Below are 19,202 nucleotides of genomic sequence, written 5' to 3'. Positions count from 1 at the left end.
TGTATACTTCAATTTTTTTGCTTAAAATAGACCAACCAGAGAATGGAAGCCTATAAAATGAAACGCTCTAAACACTTGAGCGCTTGGCTGTCGATACTTGAGCGCTCGGCTGTCGATACTTGAGCGCTCGGCTGTTGATACTTGAGCGCTCGACTGTTGATACTTGAGCCGCGTGCTATCGAAAGTACGCGGCTCAAGTGTAGAAATTATTGCGCTGGGCTACTTCCAAATATCAATAATACACTGCTGAAGCAAGCCTAATACTTGTTTTTAACATCTCGTTGGCGGTTTTTGAAAAGTTTGTATGTAAGCAAAATCCGCTAAATGCTGTCTTTTTGTTTGGTTTTGAGTATTTCTGAATAGTTTTGATGCGATTCGTGACCAACCGCATGGGGTCAGCCGGAACGGCTGTTAATCTTGGTAGCCCGTTGCTTTAGCATCGGGTAGGCAAAGAACTACCACGTGCGTGCCGAAGGTACGCAATCTTGATCTCATTATCGCGTACCTTCGGCACGCAATCTGGGTACAGCGCCTCGCTGCCCCGATGCTGAAGCAACGGGCTACCAAGATTAACAGCCGTTCCGGCTGAGCCATGCGGAGTCATTTCCACACCGTTTCACTCCTTTCCAAACCGTTTTACCCCCCCCTTTTAAAGCAACTTTTCCTTTTTCATACCTATATTAGGTGTTTCTTCCTTATTATTCGTATTTTAATAAAAGTAATAAATAACCAGAACAATGAAAAGGCTTTTAGGATCACTACTCTTATTATTCTCTTTAAGCGCCCCGGCAACCCAGGTTATTAAAGAGACTGTTAAAACCATATCGTCGCCCAACGGTGCATATGAATTTGTTTTCTACCAGAAACAACTCACCCCCCACACCCGGCAGATGTACTATACACTGACTTATGAAGGCAAAGATGTTATCCACGAGTCAGAGTTAGGCGTACTTATTGAAAACCAGCTCTTCGAGTCGGCCCTGGGCATTCCCAACGACGAAAGCAAGATATGGGGCGAAGGCCTTGTACTAACTGCCGAAACGCGCGAAACGGTAGACACTCTCTGGAAACCCGTCTATGGCGAGCGTTCGCTCATTAAAGACCAATACAACCAGCTCACCCTGGCTTTCGAAAAAGGCGATACCGGTGGCGGCATATCAGACGGATACGACAAACGCCGGAAGTACTTCATGAACCTCATTATCCGTGCCTACGACGAAGGAATCGCTTTCCGCTACCACTTTCCCGAGGCTACCAACGGATTATTCCTCCATATCCTTGGCGAGCAAACCCAGTTTGCCCTTCCCCAAGGCACGAATGCCTGGTACGAGCGCTGGGCGCAAGGTCCCTACGAACTCCTTCCGTTAAGCAACTGGAAAGACGAAAGCGAACGCCCGCTCACCCTGCAACTCCCCAACGGGCTGACAACCGTTCTGGCCGAAGCCGCGATGATTGACTATGCCCGCATGAAGTTCCATCTCAACGAGCAGAAACCAAACACCCTACAAGCCAGCCTGTACAGCAGCATCGACATCATTACCCCTTACTCCACCCCCTGGCGTGTGGTTATGGTGGCCAACCAACCAGGCGAACTTATTGCAAACAATGACATCTTTCTGAACCTGAATGCTCCCTGCCGGATTGCAGATACTTCCTGGATAACCCCCGGTAAAGTCATGCGTTCCAACCTGAAACAAGCCGAAGTGATGGAAACGATTGATTTTGCCGCCAACATGGGACTCCAATACGTACACATGGATGCCGGATGGTACGGGCCGGAAATGAAAATGTCGTCCGATGCCACCAGCGTATCCCCCGACAGAGATCTGGATATGCCTGCACTCTGTGCATACGCCGAAAGCAAAGGCATCGGACTGTGGGTATACGTCAACCAGCGCGCCCTTGTGCAGCAACTCGACGAACTGCTCCCTCTCTATCGGGAATGGGGATTGAAAGGCATCAAGTTCGGCTTCGTACAAATAGGCAACCAACATTGGAGCACTTGGCTGCACGATGCCATCCGGAAGTGTGCCGAACATGAAATGATGGTAGACATCCACGACGAATACCGTCCCACCGGTTTCAGCCGCACATACCCCAACCTGATGACGCAGGAAGGCATACGCGGAAATGAAGAAATGCCCGATGCAACGCACAACGTCATACTGCCCTTCACACGATTCCTGTGCGGAGCCGCAGACTACACCCTCTGCTATTACAGTGGGCGCAAGAAAACAACCTACGCCCATCAGTTGGCTATGGCCGCCGTATATTACAGCCCCATTCAGTTCATGTTCTGGTATGACACCCCCAAGCAATATCAGGGAGAACCCGAACTTGAGTTCTGGAAAAACATCCCCACCGTTTGGGAAGATACCCGGGTGCTTTCCGGCGCCATCGGCCAACACATCGCAATGGCCCGCCGTTCGGGAAATGAGTGGTTTGTAGGCATAATGACAAACAACGACCCGCGCAAACTCACCCTATCCGCCGATTTCCTTGAACCCGGCAGGAAATACGAAGTCCGCCTATACGAAGATGACGATAAAGCAAAAACCCGTACCCGGGTGAGAATAACCACAAAACGAGCCAAAACCGGCGATACATTCACCTTCACCCTGAAAGCCAGTGGTGGGGCAGCTATGCACTTTATCCCCCTGAACTGATATTAAATAAAGAAGAAAATGAGAAAGATACTTATATTACTCTTAACCCTATACGCCGTATCGCCCCTTCAGGCACAACTAAAAACCTATCCCAACACCCTGAATACCGGCATGAAGCACAACGACGACTATACCGTCTGCGTTCGCATGCCGGGCGGAGAGTGGCAAGACTTGTTCGAATACAACGTACAGGTCGATATGGATAATGTCCGGAATGCCTCGATGGTACAATTCGACATGGGTAGTCCGGTAGAAGTCATGGTGAAAAAGAACAACGGCACCATCTATGACGTGGCCATCCGTCCGCTGGCGAAAGGCATTAAACACATCGTAAACCGTAATGTAATCACGTTTACGCTCGATAAACCCCAGTATCTCTCTATTGAATTTAACGGCGACCGCTTGCACAACCTTCATCTGTTTGCCAACCCCTTGGAAACGGAAACTTATACCCAAGCAGCAAAAGGCGTTATGTATTTCGGTCCCGGTGTGCATCGCCCCAAGGACTTACCCAACAACCAGATACAGGTTTCTTCCAATACCACCGTTTACCTTGCTCCGGGTGCTGTACTGAAAGCCAAACTATTGGTAGATAAAGCCGAAAACGTCCGCATCATCGGTCGCGGCATCCTCGACCACCCCGTCCGCGGAATAGAAGTTACCTATTCAAAAAACGTATGGATTGATGGCATTACCGTAGTAAACCCCGACCACTACACCGTGTTCGGCGGCGAAACAGACGGGCTGACCGTTAAGAACCTGAAAAGCTTCAGTTGCAAAGGTTGGAGTGATGGCATCGACCTGATGAGTTGTCGCAATGTAATGATAGACAATGTGTTTATGCGCAACTCCGACGATTGTATCGCCCTTTATGCCCATCGCTGGAATTTCTGGGGCGACACCCAACATGTTGTATTGCAGAACGCTATCCTTTGGGCAGACATCGCCCACCCAATCAATATCGGCGGGCACGGTAATTCCGAGGGTCAGCCGGGCGACCGCGTAGGCAATATCACCGTTCGTAACGTCGATATTCTGGAACACGATGAAGACGACATCCCCTATCAGGGCTGTATGGCTATTGATGCCGGCGATAAGAACCTGGTACACGATGTCTTGTTCGAAGACATCCGCGTAGAAAGTATCCAGGAAGGTCGCTTGTTTCATATCAATGTGCGTTTCAATGCAAAGTACGACAAAGAGCCGGGCCGTGGCGTAGAGAATATAACTTTCCGTAATATCAGCTACGACGGGGTAGGAGAGAAGCCCTCACTGATAAAAGGATACGATGCTACACGCAGCGTAAAGAACGTTACTTTTGAAAACATTATCATCAACGGACAGAAGATGAAAGACAGTAAAGGCTTTCAAACGAATGAATTTATTGAAGATATAAAAGTGAAATAAAGTAGCGGATGGATTAGGTGAGTTGACTGCTAGCTTCGTATTTTATAGTATTGCGGCCAGGTGCCGCTGAAAGGTTCTCAATATGTAGTTTTAAGGTAATAAGGTTGTTTTACAGGATTCGGATAATTAAATGAATGAGATGGGAAAAAGAACAGAAATAAAAACAGCATTCTCTCTGTTAAGCATTTTATTGTTTTGTGCGGGAATTCATGCTCAGAACCATTTATCTGAGACATGGGTTTCCGACCAGGGAAACGGCTATTATATGAACCCGGTACTGCATGCCGATTACTCCGATCCGGACGTTTGTGCCGTCGAGGATGATTTCTACATGACGGCATCCAGTTTTAATTGCATTCCTGGCTTGCCTGTTCTTCATTCCAAAGACCTTGTAAACTGGCAGATTATTAACCATGCATTGAAGAATCCGCAGGAACCCGCAGACTTCTTCAATAAACCACAACATGGACGTGGCGTTTGGGCGCCATGCATCCGCTATCATAACGAAGAGTTCTATATCTATTGGGGCGATCCCGATTTCGGCATCTATCTGGTGAAAACCAAAGACCCGGCAGGCGAATGGGACAGACCTATTCTGGTGAAGGCCGGAAAAGGAATGATAGACCCGACTCCGCTTTGGGATGAAGATGGTAAAGCTTATCTGGCTTATGCCTGGGCAGGCAGTCGTGCCGGAATAAACAGTATCATTGTGATAAGCGAGATGAATGCCGAAGGCACAAAAGTAATATCCGATCCGGTACTGGTGTTCGACGGTAACGATGGTGTAAACCATACAATCGAAGGCCCTAAGCTATACAAGCGGAATGGCTATTACTACATCTTTGCACCGGCAGGTGGCGTGGCCGATGGTTGGCAACTTGCTTTACGCTCGCGGAATATTTATGGTCCTTATGAACCCAAAGTCGTTATGGCGCAGGGGAAAACTAAAATTAACGGACCCCATCAGGGCGGATGGATAGACACTCGCACCGGAGAGTCGTGGTTTATACACTTTCAGGATAAAGGAGCTTACGGGCGTATCATTCATCTGAACCCCATGAAATGGGTGAACGACTGGCCTGTGATTGGTGAAGATAAAGATGGCGATGGCTGCGGAGAACCTGTAAGCCGATACAGGAAACCCGATGTGGGTGCAAAATATCCGGTAACCGCTCCGGCAGAAAGTGATGAATTTAATACTCGTCAACCGGGGCTGCAATGGCAGTGGCATGCTAACTACCAGGATACGTTTGGCTATCCTTCCGATCTGGGGTTCATGCGTATATATGGATATACACTGTCTGAAGACTTTGTGAACTTCTGGGAAGTACCCAACCTGCTGATGCAGAAACTCCCCGCCGAGAGATTTACCGCCACTACGAAACTCCGGTTTACGGCAAAAGAAGACGGATCAAAGACAGGGCTTATCGTCATGGGGTGGGACTACACTTATTTGTCGGTTGCTAAAAAAGGGAATGCATTTGTCTTGCAACAATCCATTTGTAAGGATGCCGAACAAAAGAATCCTGAACGTACAATAGATTTGGCGGAATTGCCCGTTGCCCATAAATATGAGGCAGGGCTGTTTCCCAATTATGTTTGCGATATCTATATGCGTTTACAAGTAGCAGATGGCGGTATGTGCCAATTCTCGTACAGCATGGATGATAAAAAATATACCATTGTGGGCGAACCCTTTAAAGCCCGGCAGGGAAAGTGGATTGGTGCTAAAGTCGGCCTGTTCTGTATTAACCCCCATGGAGTGAACAACCGGGGATGGGTGGATGCGGATTGGTTTCGCGTAACAAGATGAGACTGTAAAATGAAGGTGAAATACATAAGAAATTAATATAGAAGATGAAGAAGATTGTTTTAGGATTAGTTTTTTTAGGGCTTTATGCCTGCTCTCAACCAACCAGAGAAACGATAAATGCGGATGAAGCGTTGGATTACTGCGCTGCACAAGTCGACCGTACATTGCATGAATTGAGCAATGGAGGAAGCATTGATTATACAATGATGCCCCGCAACATTATGGATAGCCTTACCGTATGGCATACCCGCAAAACAACTAAAGAAGAATGGACTTCGGGCTTCTGGCCAGGTGTGTTGTGGTATGACTATGAATATACCAAAGATCAGAAGATCAAAGGTGAGGCCGAGAAATTCACAGAATCATTGGAGTACTTTGCGCATATTCCTGCATATGACCACGATCTTGGGTTCCTGATATTTTGCAGCTATGGCAATGGCTATCGCCTGACGGGGAAGCCTGAATATAAAAATGTAATTCTGGCTGTAGCCGATTCATTGGCCACACTTTACAATCCGGTTGTTGGAACCATCCTGTCCTGGCCTCGCGAAGTGGAACCGCGTAACTGGCCGCACAACACCATTATGGACAACCTGATTAATCTGGAAATGCTTTTCTGGGCCGCTAAGAACGGAGGAAACAAACGACTGTATGATATTGCCGTAAGCCATGCGGATAAATCAATGAAAAGTTTATTCCGTCCCGATTATACCTCGTATCACGTTGCCGTTTTTGATACCATAACAGGCAACCTTATCAAGGGTGTCACCCATCAGGGCTATGCCGACAATACGATGTGGGCACGCGGACAGGCATGGGGCATCTATGGATATACCATGTGCTACCGCGAAACCGGCGATCCGAAGTATCTTGATTTTGTAGAAAAGATCACGGATGTATACCTGAAAGGTCTTCCCGAAGACTATGTTCCGTATTGGGATTTCAGCGCTCCGGGCATTCCGGATGCTCCACGCGATGCTTCAGCGGCAGCCATCGTTGCATCTGCATTACTCGAAACCTCTACTTACTTTGAAGGCAAGAAGAGTGAGGAGTATTGGAATGCGGCTGTGAAGATGCTGGAGAGTTTGAGTTCTCCGGTTTATCAATGCCGGGAAAGTAAACCAGCCTTTTTGCTGCATTCAACAGGACACTGGCCGGGTGGTTCCGAAATAGATGCGTCTATTATTTATGCTGACTATTATTATATAGAAGCATTGATGCGTTATAAGAAGTTGCTATAATTTTTATATTCGCTGGCAGATAACATCGTGTAATTATGCAACTTATACTATCTTTGTCAGATAATCTTAAGATTAATTATCGGCAATGAGTAAAATAGAAAAGATAATAGATAAAACTACATGGAACCGTAGAGAGCACTTTGAACACTTCAGTGCCTTTGACGATCCTTTCTTTGGAGTTACCGTTAATGTGGATTGTACCCAGACGTACCAATATGCTAAGGAAAAGGGGCTTTCCTTTTCTTTGCTCATATTGCACCGCATCATTACTGCTGCTTGTAAAGTAGAAGAATTCCGTTACCGGATTGAAGGAGACGATGTGGTTTGTTATGATAGTCTTGTGCCCGAAGCCACTGTAGGCCGGAAAGATCATACTTTTTCTTTTGCCTCTTTTGAGTATGACGCCGACGAGGCTGTTTTTGTACAAAAAGCAAAGGCCGAAATGGATCGTTTGCAGAATACCGTAGGTTTAAACAAAACGGGTGTATTTCACCCTAACGCCATACATTACTCTGCCGTTCCCTGGTATAGTTTTACCGATATGAAGCACCCTACCAGTATGCGATCGGGCGATAGCGTTCCCAAAATCTCAACAGGAAGATTCTTTCGCGAAGGAGATAGATTGATGCTTCCCGTCTCAATTACTTGCCATCATGGTTTGATGGATGGGTATCATGTCGGGCAGTTTCTGGAGTACCTTTGATTCATTAGCACACACGGCTTGTTGCAATTCTTTCGCAGCCGGAATATATAATGTTAGAACGTTTTGTACATAGGAATGGGAGATGGAGGGGCGTGGAACGTTTTTCAATATCAGTCATTTCTCTGGAATCTGTCAAATCTTGTTTTATAATTCTGTAAATACATTCTTTTCTGTTTATCTTCTAAGAAAGAAGATTCCACAAGAGTTTTCACACTCGATTGTTCAGTGGAAAATAAGTCAATCATTTTATTGATTCGCGCTTCAGATATTCCAATCAGTCTACCAAAATTTATAAAATCATTCTTACACGGATGTCCGGTACGAATGTATGTATCTGATTTCTCCATATTTTCAGATAGTCCTTTTTCTAGTGCAAAGTCCGTATCATCCGTATGAATAGAAGTATCCATCAAATCATAAGCCGGCGTAAGTACATAATCTCCATCTGATGTTTGTTGCAAGGAGAAATTTTTGAGATGTGCATCCCCATTAGAAAAAAGATAATTGAATAGTACCAATTTATAAAACCGTTCCATTTCAACCTGCCAGGCAGAAACATTTTCCTTTATCTTTATAGCTATGTCCTCATACGAGCCAGAATATTTGAAGTCTTTTCCATCGGTGTTTGTCGTTTTATGTGTTAGTGATGCAAAATCTTCCTGAGCAATTTTAGAATCGTCAGGTAAAACATCAAATCTTTTGGTAATATATGCAGGACGACCATCTGAGAAAAATGTAAGACCATTTTCAGCAGTGCGGATGCCATAAACTTGTCTGGCAATTTGCATGGTTAAATGTTCGTTAGCCGGTATATGATGCCGAAAACGTAAACGATAGGCCGGTGCAGGTTTTATGATATATTTTCCCTGTTCACCTTTGCGGGTAAGGCGAAGATTATTTCCATCAATCACTACAGAAAGCTTTTCCTGGACTCCCGAAACGGATATCTTTCCTTCAATCGCATCACCATCCTGATCTTCTTCGTCATCAAGGCTAAATCCGAGTATGTGGGAAACTTTTTTTCCATCAAAAAGATCTTTAATAGCTGCTGTGCAGTATGTGTTATGTCCTTTTTGTAATGTAGATGGGCATACGGTTATTTCTTTCATCATTTTATCCTTTTGATATTTACGTTACCAATGGTATCTTCATCAGCTGTTGCAAGAAGCAGTCCGAAATCGTCATTCTCATCAATTTTAAATAGTTGGCAATATCTCTGTTTATTTACACCTTCAGAAAGCATATTGAAAAAGAAGGGGAATAAGTAATCAGAATGATATTCTTGTTGAGACAGAGGTAGAGTCACGGAAATGGCTTTACTGCTTTTGGCATTGAAGTACTGATCGTCGTATCTGAATATGTATTTCTGATGGTCAGTTTCCATTAATACTCCTGCTAATATTCTATTAATGTATACTTCTGCCTGTCTCATTTATCTTATCTTTTACATTCAAAATGACTTCCATACCCAGAATATCTGCAACTTTCGAAAGAATACCCAATGAAGGGTTAGCACTTCCCGATTCTATATCTTTTATCGTACGAAGACTTACACCAGATAATTCCGCTAAATCTTGTTGAGTAATTCTCAATACAGATCTTCTTCTCTTAATTATTTCTTTTATATCCATAAGGTGCAATATAATTCCATTTATACAAAGATATGGAATAAATTTCATCTTTAATACAAATGGTGCAATATATTGCCTAAGTAATATTTCTATGTTGCCTGAGTTATTTTATTATTGTAAATCCCCATTAATCATGATGTTTTTTGTAAATTTGTGACAGTATGTTTTCTTGCAAATAATCCAAATCTATGCCATGAACACTTTCTCCAATATAAAAGAACTCCTCAGCGTCCTTGCCCGTGAGCGCACTCTATTGGCAGAAATGTTCGGAAAACGCAAGACATTCTCCTATAAGTACGATTATGCGCTGGAATTAGTCGATCACGACGACAACCGCCTCCGGTACCTGATTGACCATTCGGTTATTCGTGAGAATGGCAGCTTCCTGGAAATTGACGACCAGTACATACAGTTTTTTGAACAGATACTCGAGGTAAACGAAGAAATCAACATCTCGTTGATAGACTCCAATATCCAGCATCTGAAAGACCATATCAACTACTATTTCAAGGAAAACAATGAACATCGCAAGTACAACTACCTGCGAACCATCAAAAGCTCACTCCGAAAGATGGGCACCCTAACACTGCGAAATGTGGTTGACCTGAAACGGAATATTGACAATACATTCAAAAACGAACCTAACTACAAGATTAAAAAGGCCAAACTCGAATCGCTGGATAAGAAACGAGACAACCTTTCGCTCTTCATCCAGTCCATCGAGGAGTTGATAAACGGAAAGGATGAGCAAACTTTCTTCACAACGGCTATTGATGATGAGTTGTTGCATATCATCCATCACCTGAAACTACAACTCAATGAGTGCCGACACAATATTATTGCTGCACAACAGCAAATTATTGAATACCTGAATCAAATACAATATCAGAGCCGGATTGTAGAAAAACTACGTCAGTTGAAATATCTTAAAGACCAGTTTACCATCCGCCATGATACGGATATAGAGCGCGTACTGTCTGCCAACCGGAATGTTATCTTTGAAAAGAAAACTCATTATCCTTTGAAACTGTCGCTCGACTACCTTGGACGAGACGAAGTAATTGAATCCATCCGCAAAGCCAATGCCAAGATACACCTCAAAGTAAAGCAAAGAGCCTCGCTGGCACCTGCTTTGCCGCCCGGACTTTTAAAGGAAGAAACAGAATTGGATGTGCAAATCAACCTCGAAGAGGTCAAAAATAGTTTTATCGCCTCGGGAAATAATCTTTTCAACTTTGTGATACAATACCCTTATGAAAAAGAAGTATCGTTCGATGAACAGGTTACGATATTTTGCCAGCTTATATCCCTATATGAAGATGAATTTGAATTTACAAATCACTATCATACAATGAATGACATTGAATATGCCGTGGTGTACCCTAAATAAATAAACATGATGAACGTACCGAAACAAACAGCGCAAGTGTTCGAAATACTAAGCAAAGGACAGCTTATAAATTCGAATTGCACCGACGAACTGGAAAGGAAATTGTACAATATACTCGACAACGAGGAGCATTATGATAACCTTTACGAATACTTCCGGCAAATAAACTTTACCCTCGAAAAAGGCGATGGCTACTATCATTTTTCGCGCGTGGAAGCTAAGGCCGACCTCGAACGCAAGATAGAACAGGCGTTTAAGTGGATTGATATCCTCGAATTCTTTAAAACCTTCGACAATGCTTTCGGGTCCGGATTCCGTTTTACACCGTCGGACATCTTAGTGCAACTCAACCTCAATGCCGAACTGAAAACGAAGATAGACGCGCTAAAAAGGTATGCTCCGAATAAAACCAAACATTCGGAAGTATTGGCAAAGATAATTGGTGATATGAGAAGTGACCGCTTTATGGAGCTGGAAAACGAAATCTCGGATCAATATAAAGTACTCTCCTCTTTCAGATACCTGGAAGATTTAATTTTAACTATACACATAACCGACGAAGCGAAAAATGAGATACCTGAATAAAATCATATTTATCGAAAGTGCAAATATCCGTTATTCCGAAGTTAAACTCGACGGAAATGTTCACCTCACAGGCACTCAGGGAGTAGGGAAAAGTACCCTACTAAGAGCATTATTGTTCTTTTACAATGCCAACCAGCAAAAGCTCGGAATACCAGTAGAGAAAAAACGGTTCGTGGAGTTTTATTTCCCTTACCAGAACTCTTTCATTATCTATGAAGTAGCCCACGAAAACGGTTCATTCTGTGTGCTTGCCTACAAATCGCAGGGTAGGGTAGTGTTTCGCTTTTTCAACTCGGAATATAGACAGTCCTATTTCATTCACGAAACCGATGGGCGAATTGCGGAATCGTGGGATGCGGTGCGCGAAAATCTGAGTCGCGACCGGATAAAATACACTCGGTTGATAGACCGCTACGAAGAGTACCGGAACATTATTTACGGAAACAATAAAGGACTTGGAGCCGAATTTCGCAAATACGCCCTACTGGAAAGTAAACGATATCAAAATATACCGCGCGCCATTCAACACGTATTTCTCAACTACAAAGTAGAGAGTGATTTCATAAAAGATACCATTATCAAGTCGCTCAATGAAGATGAAATGCCTATTGATCTTTCTACCTACACGCTGCATCTGAAAGACTTTGAAACGCAACTCAACGATATTCGATTATGGACGGAAACGGTAAAAGGAGGGAACCGCATACGTAAACTTGCCGGCAGCATTGTGGAAAATCACTCCACCATCCGTTTTATAGATCAGGACTTCAAAAGATTGGCGGTTGAAATAATGTGCAGGCTGAAAGATAACGAAGAGCAACAAGTAAAACTCGATGCAAGGCGGACTAAGGAAATGGAGAAAGAAGCAGTGATCATTCAGAGCCAAAAGAGCAAATGGGAAGCCTACGAGAAAAGTAAAAATAAACTGTCGGAAGATAAAGGTGTGTTTGTCAATAAGTTGAAAGAAGCGAGGCAGAAAAGTGAAGAGTATGAGCAGAGCGATATCCAAAACATTCTGTTACGGGTGGCTCGGAAAAGCGACTTATTGGGCGAACAACAAAACATAAAGGATCAGAAAGCATTGCTGGAAACAGATTTCAACGAAATAAAACAACGGTACGAGATTCAGGTGGAGCAGCTCAACAACCAGTTTGAAGCCTACCGGAACATCCAACAAGAAAAGATTCAAAAGCTAGACATTGATTATTATACCTATAAAGAGGTGCTCGCCCATGAATATGAAAAGATATTTTCCACCATACGCGAGCAATCGGAAAGCAAAATACAGCAAATAGCTGAGTTGATTGAAGAGAAAAAAGAAGAAAGCTCCAGACTTCGTAATAGGCTGTTCGAAGCCAAAAATACAGTCTGGTACGCTCAGGAAATAAATGAGTGCAAAGAGAAAATCCGTATAGCCAACGAGCAGATGCAGCAGGCTCAAAACAGCATTGCATGTTTGGGGAACGAAAACTCCACCCTAAAAACCCAATGGGAGCTAAAGGAAGGAAATGTGAAGGTGGAAGCGGAAAGACTGAAAAATGACAACCGGGAACTGATACGGCAATTGACTGAGAAAATAACCATTATCCGTACCCGGATTGAAAACAGCAAAGACTCACTCTATGGCTGGCTCAACAAAGAGTATCCCGGATGGGAAAAAAACATCGGTAAAGTTATCGATCAGGAACAGGTGCTGTTTAGAACAGGACTATCACCCCGCAAAACGAATGTGGCACCGGATAGCTTGTATGGCCTGCAAATCAACCTCGACGAAATAGAGAAAGAGGTAAAAACGGTAGATGATTATGAAAGCGAAATTGCTTCGTTGGAGAAAGAAATAGCATCTCTTAAAATCCGGAATGACGCGGAAGATAAAAGGCTCGCCGACCAACTGGAGGCATTGAAGAAGAAATATCTTCCCAGTATTAAAAAGAATAAGGAGGAGATAGAGAGGTGTAAATATAACATTGGGCAAGAAACAAAAAACGTTGAAAAGGCGAATATAGAACTCGGTGGTTGGGAGCAACGTGCCGAAGCAGATAAAAAAGCCCGCATCGATGAAGTCAATCAATCGTTTGATAAGGTAGTTGCCAGTAAAACAGAAGCCGAAAACCAATTGGCTTCAGTAAAAGCTGAGATTGACAGAAAAATCAAAACTAAGCAAAAAGAGAAGGAAGCAAAGATCAAAGAAAAGCTTCAACTCACGGAAGCAGATAAAGAAATTATAGCTCAAACCATCGCCGAAAGGAAAGAGAAAACCCGGCAGGAGGTGCAAGCGATAAGAAATAGTCAAACCAAAGAACTTAAAGACAAGGGGGCGGATACCGAAAAAATAGCCTCACTGGAAAAGCAGTTGCAAACCATTGCTACCGAATTAAGCTTCATAGAAAAGCATACCGAACTCACTTTCAATTACCGGAAAGACGAGAAAGAACTGTTCAGCAAAGTAGATTATTTCAAGGCGCAACGTGATTTGCTTGAAAATAAACTAACGGAAGCGGGAAATAAGTATCAGGCACAGTTGCAAAAACTCAGGAGTGAACAGGACGAAATCAAATCCCGCATCACCACTTATGAGACGCAACTGGCAGGCTTTGAAGCTGATGCACAGAAGTTTGCGGAATTTCAAATTACGGAGGTTTACTTGGATCACACCGACAAATTCCGTGATACGGACATCAAAACCCCAAGCGAAAAAAATGGCGTTACCATCATCGAAGAGCTGAACGGTAAGTATTATTCCCGGTTAAAGGAGTTCAACACGTTGCGCGAAAACATCAACAAGTTTACTGGAAATTTTAGCGAAAACAACATCTTCAAATTTAAAACAAAGCTCATTGAAGATGCTGAATATCTTCAATTTGCAGAAGACCTTCGCGAATTTATAGAGGAAGATAAGATAAACGAATACGAGAAACGGGTAAATGAACTCTTTTCCAATATCATAAAGCAGGTGGGCAACGAAACGGACCAACTGCTGTCCAAAGAAAAGGATATCCGCAAAGTAATCAATGAAATAAACAGCGACTTTGTAAAGCGAAACTTTGCAGGCGTAATTAAAAGCATCGAACTGCGGATGATATCGAGTAGCAACAAAATAGTGCAGTTATTGGAAGAAATAAAAGCGTTCAACGATGAAAATTTGTTCAACTTCGGTGAGATGAACTTATTCAACGCCCATGAACAAAGTCGGGAGGAAAACAACAAAAAGGCGGTTCAGTACCTTTCTGCCTTAAGTAAATCCATTGCAGAATACAAAACAGGCACCATCTCCCTGAGCGATTCGTTTGAACTCGAATTCAAGGTTATCGAAAACGATAACGATACAGGGTGGGTAGATAAATTGGCAAATGTAGGCTCCGACGGTACAGATGTCCTCGTAAAAGCCATGATCAATATCATGCTGCTCAACGTCTTCAAAGAGGGAGCTACCAAAAATCAGTTTAAGGATTTTCGCCTGCATTGCATGATGGACGAGATAGGAAAGCTCCATCCCAACAACGTCCGTGGCATCCTGAAATTTGCTAATGACCGTAACATCTTCCTTGTTAACGGCTCGCCGCAATCATTCGACGCGCTGGCATATAAATATACCTATAAACTCAGCAAGCAACGGGACACGCAGATAGGGAAGGATATTACCATTATCAACCGTATTATCACAAACAATCGTATATAAATATGGAAAAGATATCTTTGCCCGTTGCCGAAAAACTACTCTTGCTCCGCCAGGGAGAAAGAATTCCCGCTAGTCAGCTTCCACAGACCGTTTTCAAGGAACTACAGTTTGAGAATATCCTCTATAGAATCGGTAAAAATCGAGGATACATCCTCTTACTAAACCAAGAGCAGCTTGATTTGTATCTACTCAATCATTACTCCATCGCCAATCTGGATGAATACGTCTCGGTTTTAAAAGAAGAAGATACTTTACGCGCCAGCCTCATAAAGGTTTCTACAGATTCAAAACTGATAAGAAGCCGCAGTTTTAAAGGGTTTCTCGTTAATTGTTACGATCCGGTAGAGGTCTGTTTAAACGGAAAACAAACGCTGTTGAATCCCACTCTGGGTTTGTTCCACTTTGTGTACGACTTCGAACATTTTATTCCTGACCCTCAGCTTACCATTGTCGGCGTTGAGAATCCGGAGAGTTTCCGCTATATCGAAAAACAGAGGTATCTCTTTAAGGATATGAAACCGCTTTTTATCAGTCGTTATCCTCAGAATCAGCACGGGGATGTAATCCGTTGGCTTAAGGCTATACCTAATCCTTATCTTCATTTTGGGGATTTTGATTTTGCTGGGATCAATATTTATATGAATGAATTTAAAAGGCATCTGCCGAATGGAAGGTGTTCTTTTTTCGTCCCTCCGGGTATTGAAGAACTATTTGAAAGGTATGGGAATTACGAACGATATGATCGGCAGAAGTTGTGTGTGGATATGGTGGATATTACAGAGAGTCAGGTGGCGGAGCTGATTGGAATTATTCATCGGTATAGGAGAGGGGTGGATCAGGAGGTGCTGGTGCGTGATGTGTAAACACTGATACCTTTTAGACTAAAACGACATCATCCTTTTAGTCTAAACGCAAGTAGCCTTTAGACCTACGGAAACAACCCCATTCAGGAGGTTTCTGACACGCTTTCTTGTTGAGAGAATTTAAGTCGGCTTGGTTTGGAAACTTAATAGGATTAGTTATCAAACTTGGTTAGCTTAGTCAGGTAGCTTCTTTATCGGTTCTTTTGATCGCATATTTTTGATACGCTCCCCCAATTTATATTGCAGTACGTTGCATTATGTTGCAAACGGTGACTTTCTAGTTTGAATCGTGGTATAAATGTTTGTTGTTACACTGCTTGATACATATGTGGTACAAATATACCATAAATAAACAGATAATAAACTAAGTAAGAATAAAATTGAATGCAAAGAAAAACCTCTGAAAAATAGGTGTTTACAACAGTTTATAATTGTTTGTTATTTCTTTTGTTTATGAATGGTTACTTTCCGACTCCAAAGCTTGTAGATAATAACTGAAAAGTATTCCACTAAAATAATTGAAAAGTATACCACCAGTTAGATAAAACTTTAGACCTATTCCATATTAAAAGTCTGAATTTTATCTCTCCTAATTAACATTATAAATTCCTTTGTGATTAAATCAACACAAAGGGTAAAAATGATAACAATGGTGGAAAAACAAACAATTATACATATGTACCGTACCCGCGGTTACAGTAAACGGGCTATAGCCAGAGAGTTGTGTATCAACCGAAAAACAGTACACAAGATTATCTCTGAGTATGAATCAGCTTTAAGGGCTTGTGATCCTGAAGCTTCATTGGAGACTATTTTAACCACAGTTCCCCGTTATGACAGTTCCAAACGAGGGCGTAGGGTTATTGTTGGCAGTTTAAAAGATTTAATAGACGACTGCCTTGCCAAGAACGAACGTAAACGAGCTATGGGGCTTAAGAAGCAATGCATGCGTGGTAAAGACATTTACGAACTATTGCTTGAAAAAGGCTTCCAAATCAGCTATCCGAGTGTTTGTAAATACATTAGCTTCCTTGCAAAGCAAAAACAAGAAGTTAAGTCCTCAGAAGCCTTCGTGCGAGGGTATTATCCTGCGGGAGAATCCTGCGAGTTTGACTGGGGAGAAGTAAAAATCTATCTTGACGGGAAGCTTCAGCGCCTGTATATAGCTGTATTTACCCTGAGTCATAGTAACGGACGCTATGCATGGTTGTTCCGCCATCAGAACACCCTTGCCTTCATGGAAAGCCACCGTAATTTCTTCCGTCAGGTAAAAGGTGTTCCCGCCATGATGGTTTATGACAACATGCGCGTAGCTATCAAGGAGTTCGCCGGAGTGGAAAAGAAACCTACCGATGCACTGCTTCGTATGAGCAACTTTTACCGTTTCCATTACCGTTTCTGTAATATCCGTGCGGGTTGGGAAAAAGGACACGTGGAACGTTCGGTGGAATATATCAGGCGCAAAGCCTTTAGCATCAATCTACATTTTAAAAATCTGGAAGATGCCGGCAGGCATTTACTGGCTACCTGTGAAAAGATTAACACCTGTAGCGCTTCTGCTTTTACGCAAGGCAAAGAAGAATCCCTTGCCGCAGACCTAGAAGCTCTAAATCCTTATGTAAATGAAATGGGGTGCTTCGAAATTGCGGAATATAAGGTAGATAAGTGGTCTACTATCTGTATGAAGTGCTCACATTACTCGGTTCCCGATACATTGGTTGGTAAAACCGTCACCGTTAAGATATACTCCGAAAAACTTGTCATCCTCTATAATAACGACAAAGTGGCCGTACATGAGCGCATATACTCCGGGTCCAAAAGATGGTCTGTTAAACTGGAGCACTACCTGACCACATTGGAGCGTAAACCAGGAGCCTTAAATTCTTCGTTGGCCCTAAAGCAAATGCCCCCCAAGATACAGGCATTGTTTAATAAGCATTTTACAGACAAGGCCAGGGATTTTGTCTTCTTGTTACAGTATGCCAGAGATCATCATTTTACCCACACTGATATTGTAGATGCATATGATGCATTGATAGAGCGCGGTTTAAAGAGCATATCTGCTGATCAAATTAAAGCGATGATGCATGCCACGACTCAGGATGAAAGTACAGGTGACGAATTAATCTCTCTGGGTGGAAACCTCCAGGACGAATCTTCACAGATAGAGGATGAATCCATGAGGATACTGATGGATCTGTCCCGCATAATGGATACAGGGAATAGTATAAATGAAATGGCAACAATTAATTAAAAAACAATTATATGGAACTTAATTTAAATGATTTACAAATGGAAAATCTAAATGAAAAGGAAAGAGCCTTTAACTACGCCAAAGAGCTTAAACTGCCTGTCCTGAGGGATGAACTGGAGGATTTTATCTCTTTGGCTACAGAGGAGGGATGGAGTTATCGAACGTTTATATGCAGCCTGCTCAGCAAGGAAATGGATGCGCGCCTAGAAAATCGTCGAAAACAGCGGGTCAGGACAGCTGGATTCCCGGAACTTAAATATCTTCAAGAACTGGTAAGGGAAGAACTACCTAAAGATGCACAAACAGCATTGCCCGAACTGGAAACATTGGAATTTATAAACGAAGGACGTAATATTGTGTTTTGTGGCAATCCGGGAACAGGTAAGACGCATCTGTCCATAGCACTGGGTATCAAAGCCTGCTTAGAAGGGTATACCGTCTTTTTTACTTCTGTACCCCATTTGCTCACACAAATAAGGGAGTGCCGATCACAGAAAAGCCTTAGGCAACTCGAATTGCGCTTCCAAAGGTATGATATGGTTATATGTGATGAATTTGGATATGTCAGCTGTGATAAGGAAGGAGGAGAACTTCTATTTAACCATTTATCACTCAGGGCTGGGAAGAAAACAACCATTATAACTACAAACCTGGCATTTAGCAGGTGGGGAGAAATTGTCAAAGACAAGGTATTGGTAGCCGCAATGGTAGATAGACTGACACATAAAGCGTATCTGATAAACATGAATGGACAGTCATATCGGGTAAAAGAAACACAAAAAATGTTGAAAACAAATGAAAGATAACTATATTTGAAACGTCTAATCAGACGAGACTGTAATTTAAACTGTGTCAGTAAAGAATAAATTATTAAGTAACTTTTCATAATTAAGCAGCATTATGCGCATAGTTAATTCTCAGCCCTTTCCCTATTGCGGCCAACACCCTGTTGGTTGCGTAGAAGAGCGTA

At 42.8% G+C, this 19,202-nt stretch carries 14 protein-coding genes; 11 read left to right on the top strand and 3 right to left on the bottom strand.

From position 1 onward, the window contains the following. Nucleotides 1-737 precede the first annotated feature (737 nt). From D0T87_RS16710 to D0T87_RS16690, 5 genes are all read left to right on the top strand, one after another. Nucleotides 738-2,666 carry a glycoside hydrolase family 97 protein gene (locus D0T87_RS16710; protein ID WP_163176267.1) on the top strand — a complete coding sequence of 643 codons (1,929 nt, stop codon included), beginning with the start codon at nucleotides 738-740 and terminating at the stop codon, nucleotides 2,664-2,666. Between the two features lie 18 nt (nucleotides 2,667-2,684). Then, nucleotides 2,685-4,073, top strand: a complete 1,389-nt coding sequence (locus D0T87_RS16705; protein ID WP_163176266.1) for a glycosyl hydrolase family 28 protein — start codon at nucleotides 2,685-2,687, stop codon at nucleotides 4,071-4,073. A 139-nt stretch (nucleotides 4,074-4,212) separates the two neighbouring features. Next, entirely contained in the window at nucleotides 4,213-5,886 is a 1,674-nt protein-coding gene (locus D0T87_RS16700; RefSeq protein WP_163176265.1) for a glycoside hydrolase 43 family protein, read from the top strand. 44 nt (nucleotides 5,887-5,930) lie between these two features. Further along, nucleotides 5,931-7,127 carry a glycoside hydrolase family 88 protein gene (locus D0T87_RS16695; RefSeq protein WP_163176264.1) on the top strand — a complete coding sequence of 399 codons (1,197 nt, stop codon included), beginning with the start codon at nucleotides 5,931-5,933 and terminating at the stop codon, nucleotides 7,125-7,127. 85 nt (nucleotides 7,128-7,212) lie between these two features. Next, nucleotides 7,213-7,830 (top strand): chloramphenicol acetyltransferase, encoded by a 618-nt coding sequence (locus tag D0T87_RS16690; protein WP_163176263.1) that lies wholly within the window; start codon nucleotides 7,213-7,215, stop codon nucleotides 7,828-7,830. A gap of 110 nt (nucleotides 7,831-7,940) precedes the next feature. On the opposite strand, the gene D0T87_RS16685 is transcribed toward D0T87_RS16690, so the two are convergent. From D0T87_RS16685 to D0T87_RS16675, 3 genes are read right to left on the bottom strand one after another with little or no spacing between them, the layout of a single operon-like run. Further along, nucleotides 7,941-8,942: a type II toxin-antitoxin system HipA family toxin gene (locus tag D0T87_RS16685; protein WP_203558714.1), complete on the bottom strand. Its 1,002-nt coding sequence runs from the start codon at nucleotides 8,940-8,942 to the stop codon at nucleotides 7,941-7,943. Further along, complete coding sequence (locus tag D0T87_RS16680) at nucleotides 8,939-9,262, bottom strand: HipA N-terminal domain-containing protein (protein ID WP_163176262.1); 324 nt, start codon at nucleotides 9,260-9,262, stop codon at nucleotides 8,939-8,941. Before D0T87_RS16680 ends, D0T87_RS16685 begins: the two co-directional genes overlap by 4 nt. After that, nucleotides 9,237-9,461: a helix-turn-helix transcriptional regulator gene (locus tag D0T87_RS16675; RefSeq protein WP_203558713.1), complete on the bottom strand. Its 225-nt coding sequence runs from the start codon at nucleotides 9,459-9,461 to the stop codon at nucleotides 9,237-9,239. Before D0T87_RS16675 ends, D0T87_RS16680 begins: the two co-directional genes overlap by 26 nt. Before the next feature lie 193 nt (nucleotides 9,462-9,654). Here D0T87_RS16675 and D0T87_RS16670 point away from each other — a divergent pair, with 193 nt between their 5' ends. From D0T87_RS16670 to istB, 6 genes are all read left to right on the top strand, one after another. Further along, nucleotides 9,655-10,851: a hypothetical protein gene (locus D0T87_RS16670; protein WP_163176261.1), complete on the top strand. Its 1,197-nt coding sequence runs from the start codon at nucleotides 9,655-9,657 to the stop codon at nucleotides 10,849-10,851. Nucleotides 10,852-10,857: 6 nt separating this feature from the next. Continuing rightward, nucleotides 10,858-11,436, top strand: coding sequence for a hypothetical protein (locus tag D0T87_RS16665; protein ID WP_239063727.1), 579 nt, complete (start codon nucleotides 10,858-10,860; stop codon nucleotides 11,434-11,436). Beyond that, on the top strand, nucleotides 11,420-15,115 hold the full coding sequence (locus D0T87_RS16660) for an ATP-binding protein (RefSeq protein ID WP_163176260.1): 3,696 nt from the start codon (nucleotides 11,420-11,422) through the stop codon (nucleotides 15,113-15,115). Before D0T87_RS16665 ends, D0T87_RS16660 begins: the two co-directional genes overlap by 17 nt. 2 nt (nucleotides 15,116-15,117) lie before the next feature. After that, a complete protein-coding gene (locus D0T87_RS16655; protein WP_163176259.1) occupies nucleotides 15,118-15,978 on the top strand; it encodes a hypothetical protein in 861 nt (286 codons plus the stop codon). A 649-nt stretch (nucleotides 15,979-16,627) separates the two neighbouring features. Then, a complete protein-coding gene (gene istA / locus D0T87_RS16650; protein WP_239063725.1) occupies nucleotides 16,628-18,232 on the top strand; it encodes an IS21 family transposase in 1,605 nt (534 codons plus the stop codon). Between the two features lie 38 nt (nucleotides 18,233-18,270). Beyond that, nucleotides 18,271-19,038, top strand: coding sequence for an IS21-like element helper ATPase IstB (istB, locus tag D0T87_RS16645; protein ID WP_163176301.1), 768 nt, complete (start codon nucleotides 18,271-18,273; stop codon nucleotides 19,036-19,038). Nucleotides 19,039-19,202: the final 164 nt, after the last annotated feature.

Origin of the sequence: Bacteroides sp. 51 (genome assembly GCF_010500965.1) — a bacterium.
In the GTDB taxonomy this organism is placed as follows: Bacteria; Bacteroidota; Bacteroidia; order Bacteroidales; family Bacteroidaceae; genus Bacteroides.
This window is presented reverse-complemented; position numbering and strand designations above follow the sequence as displayed.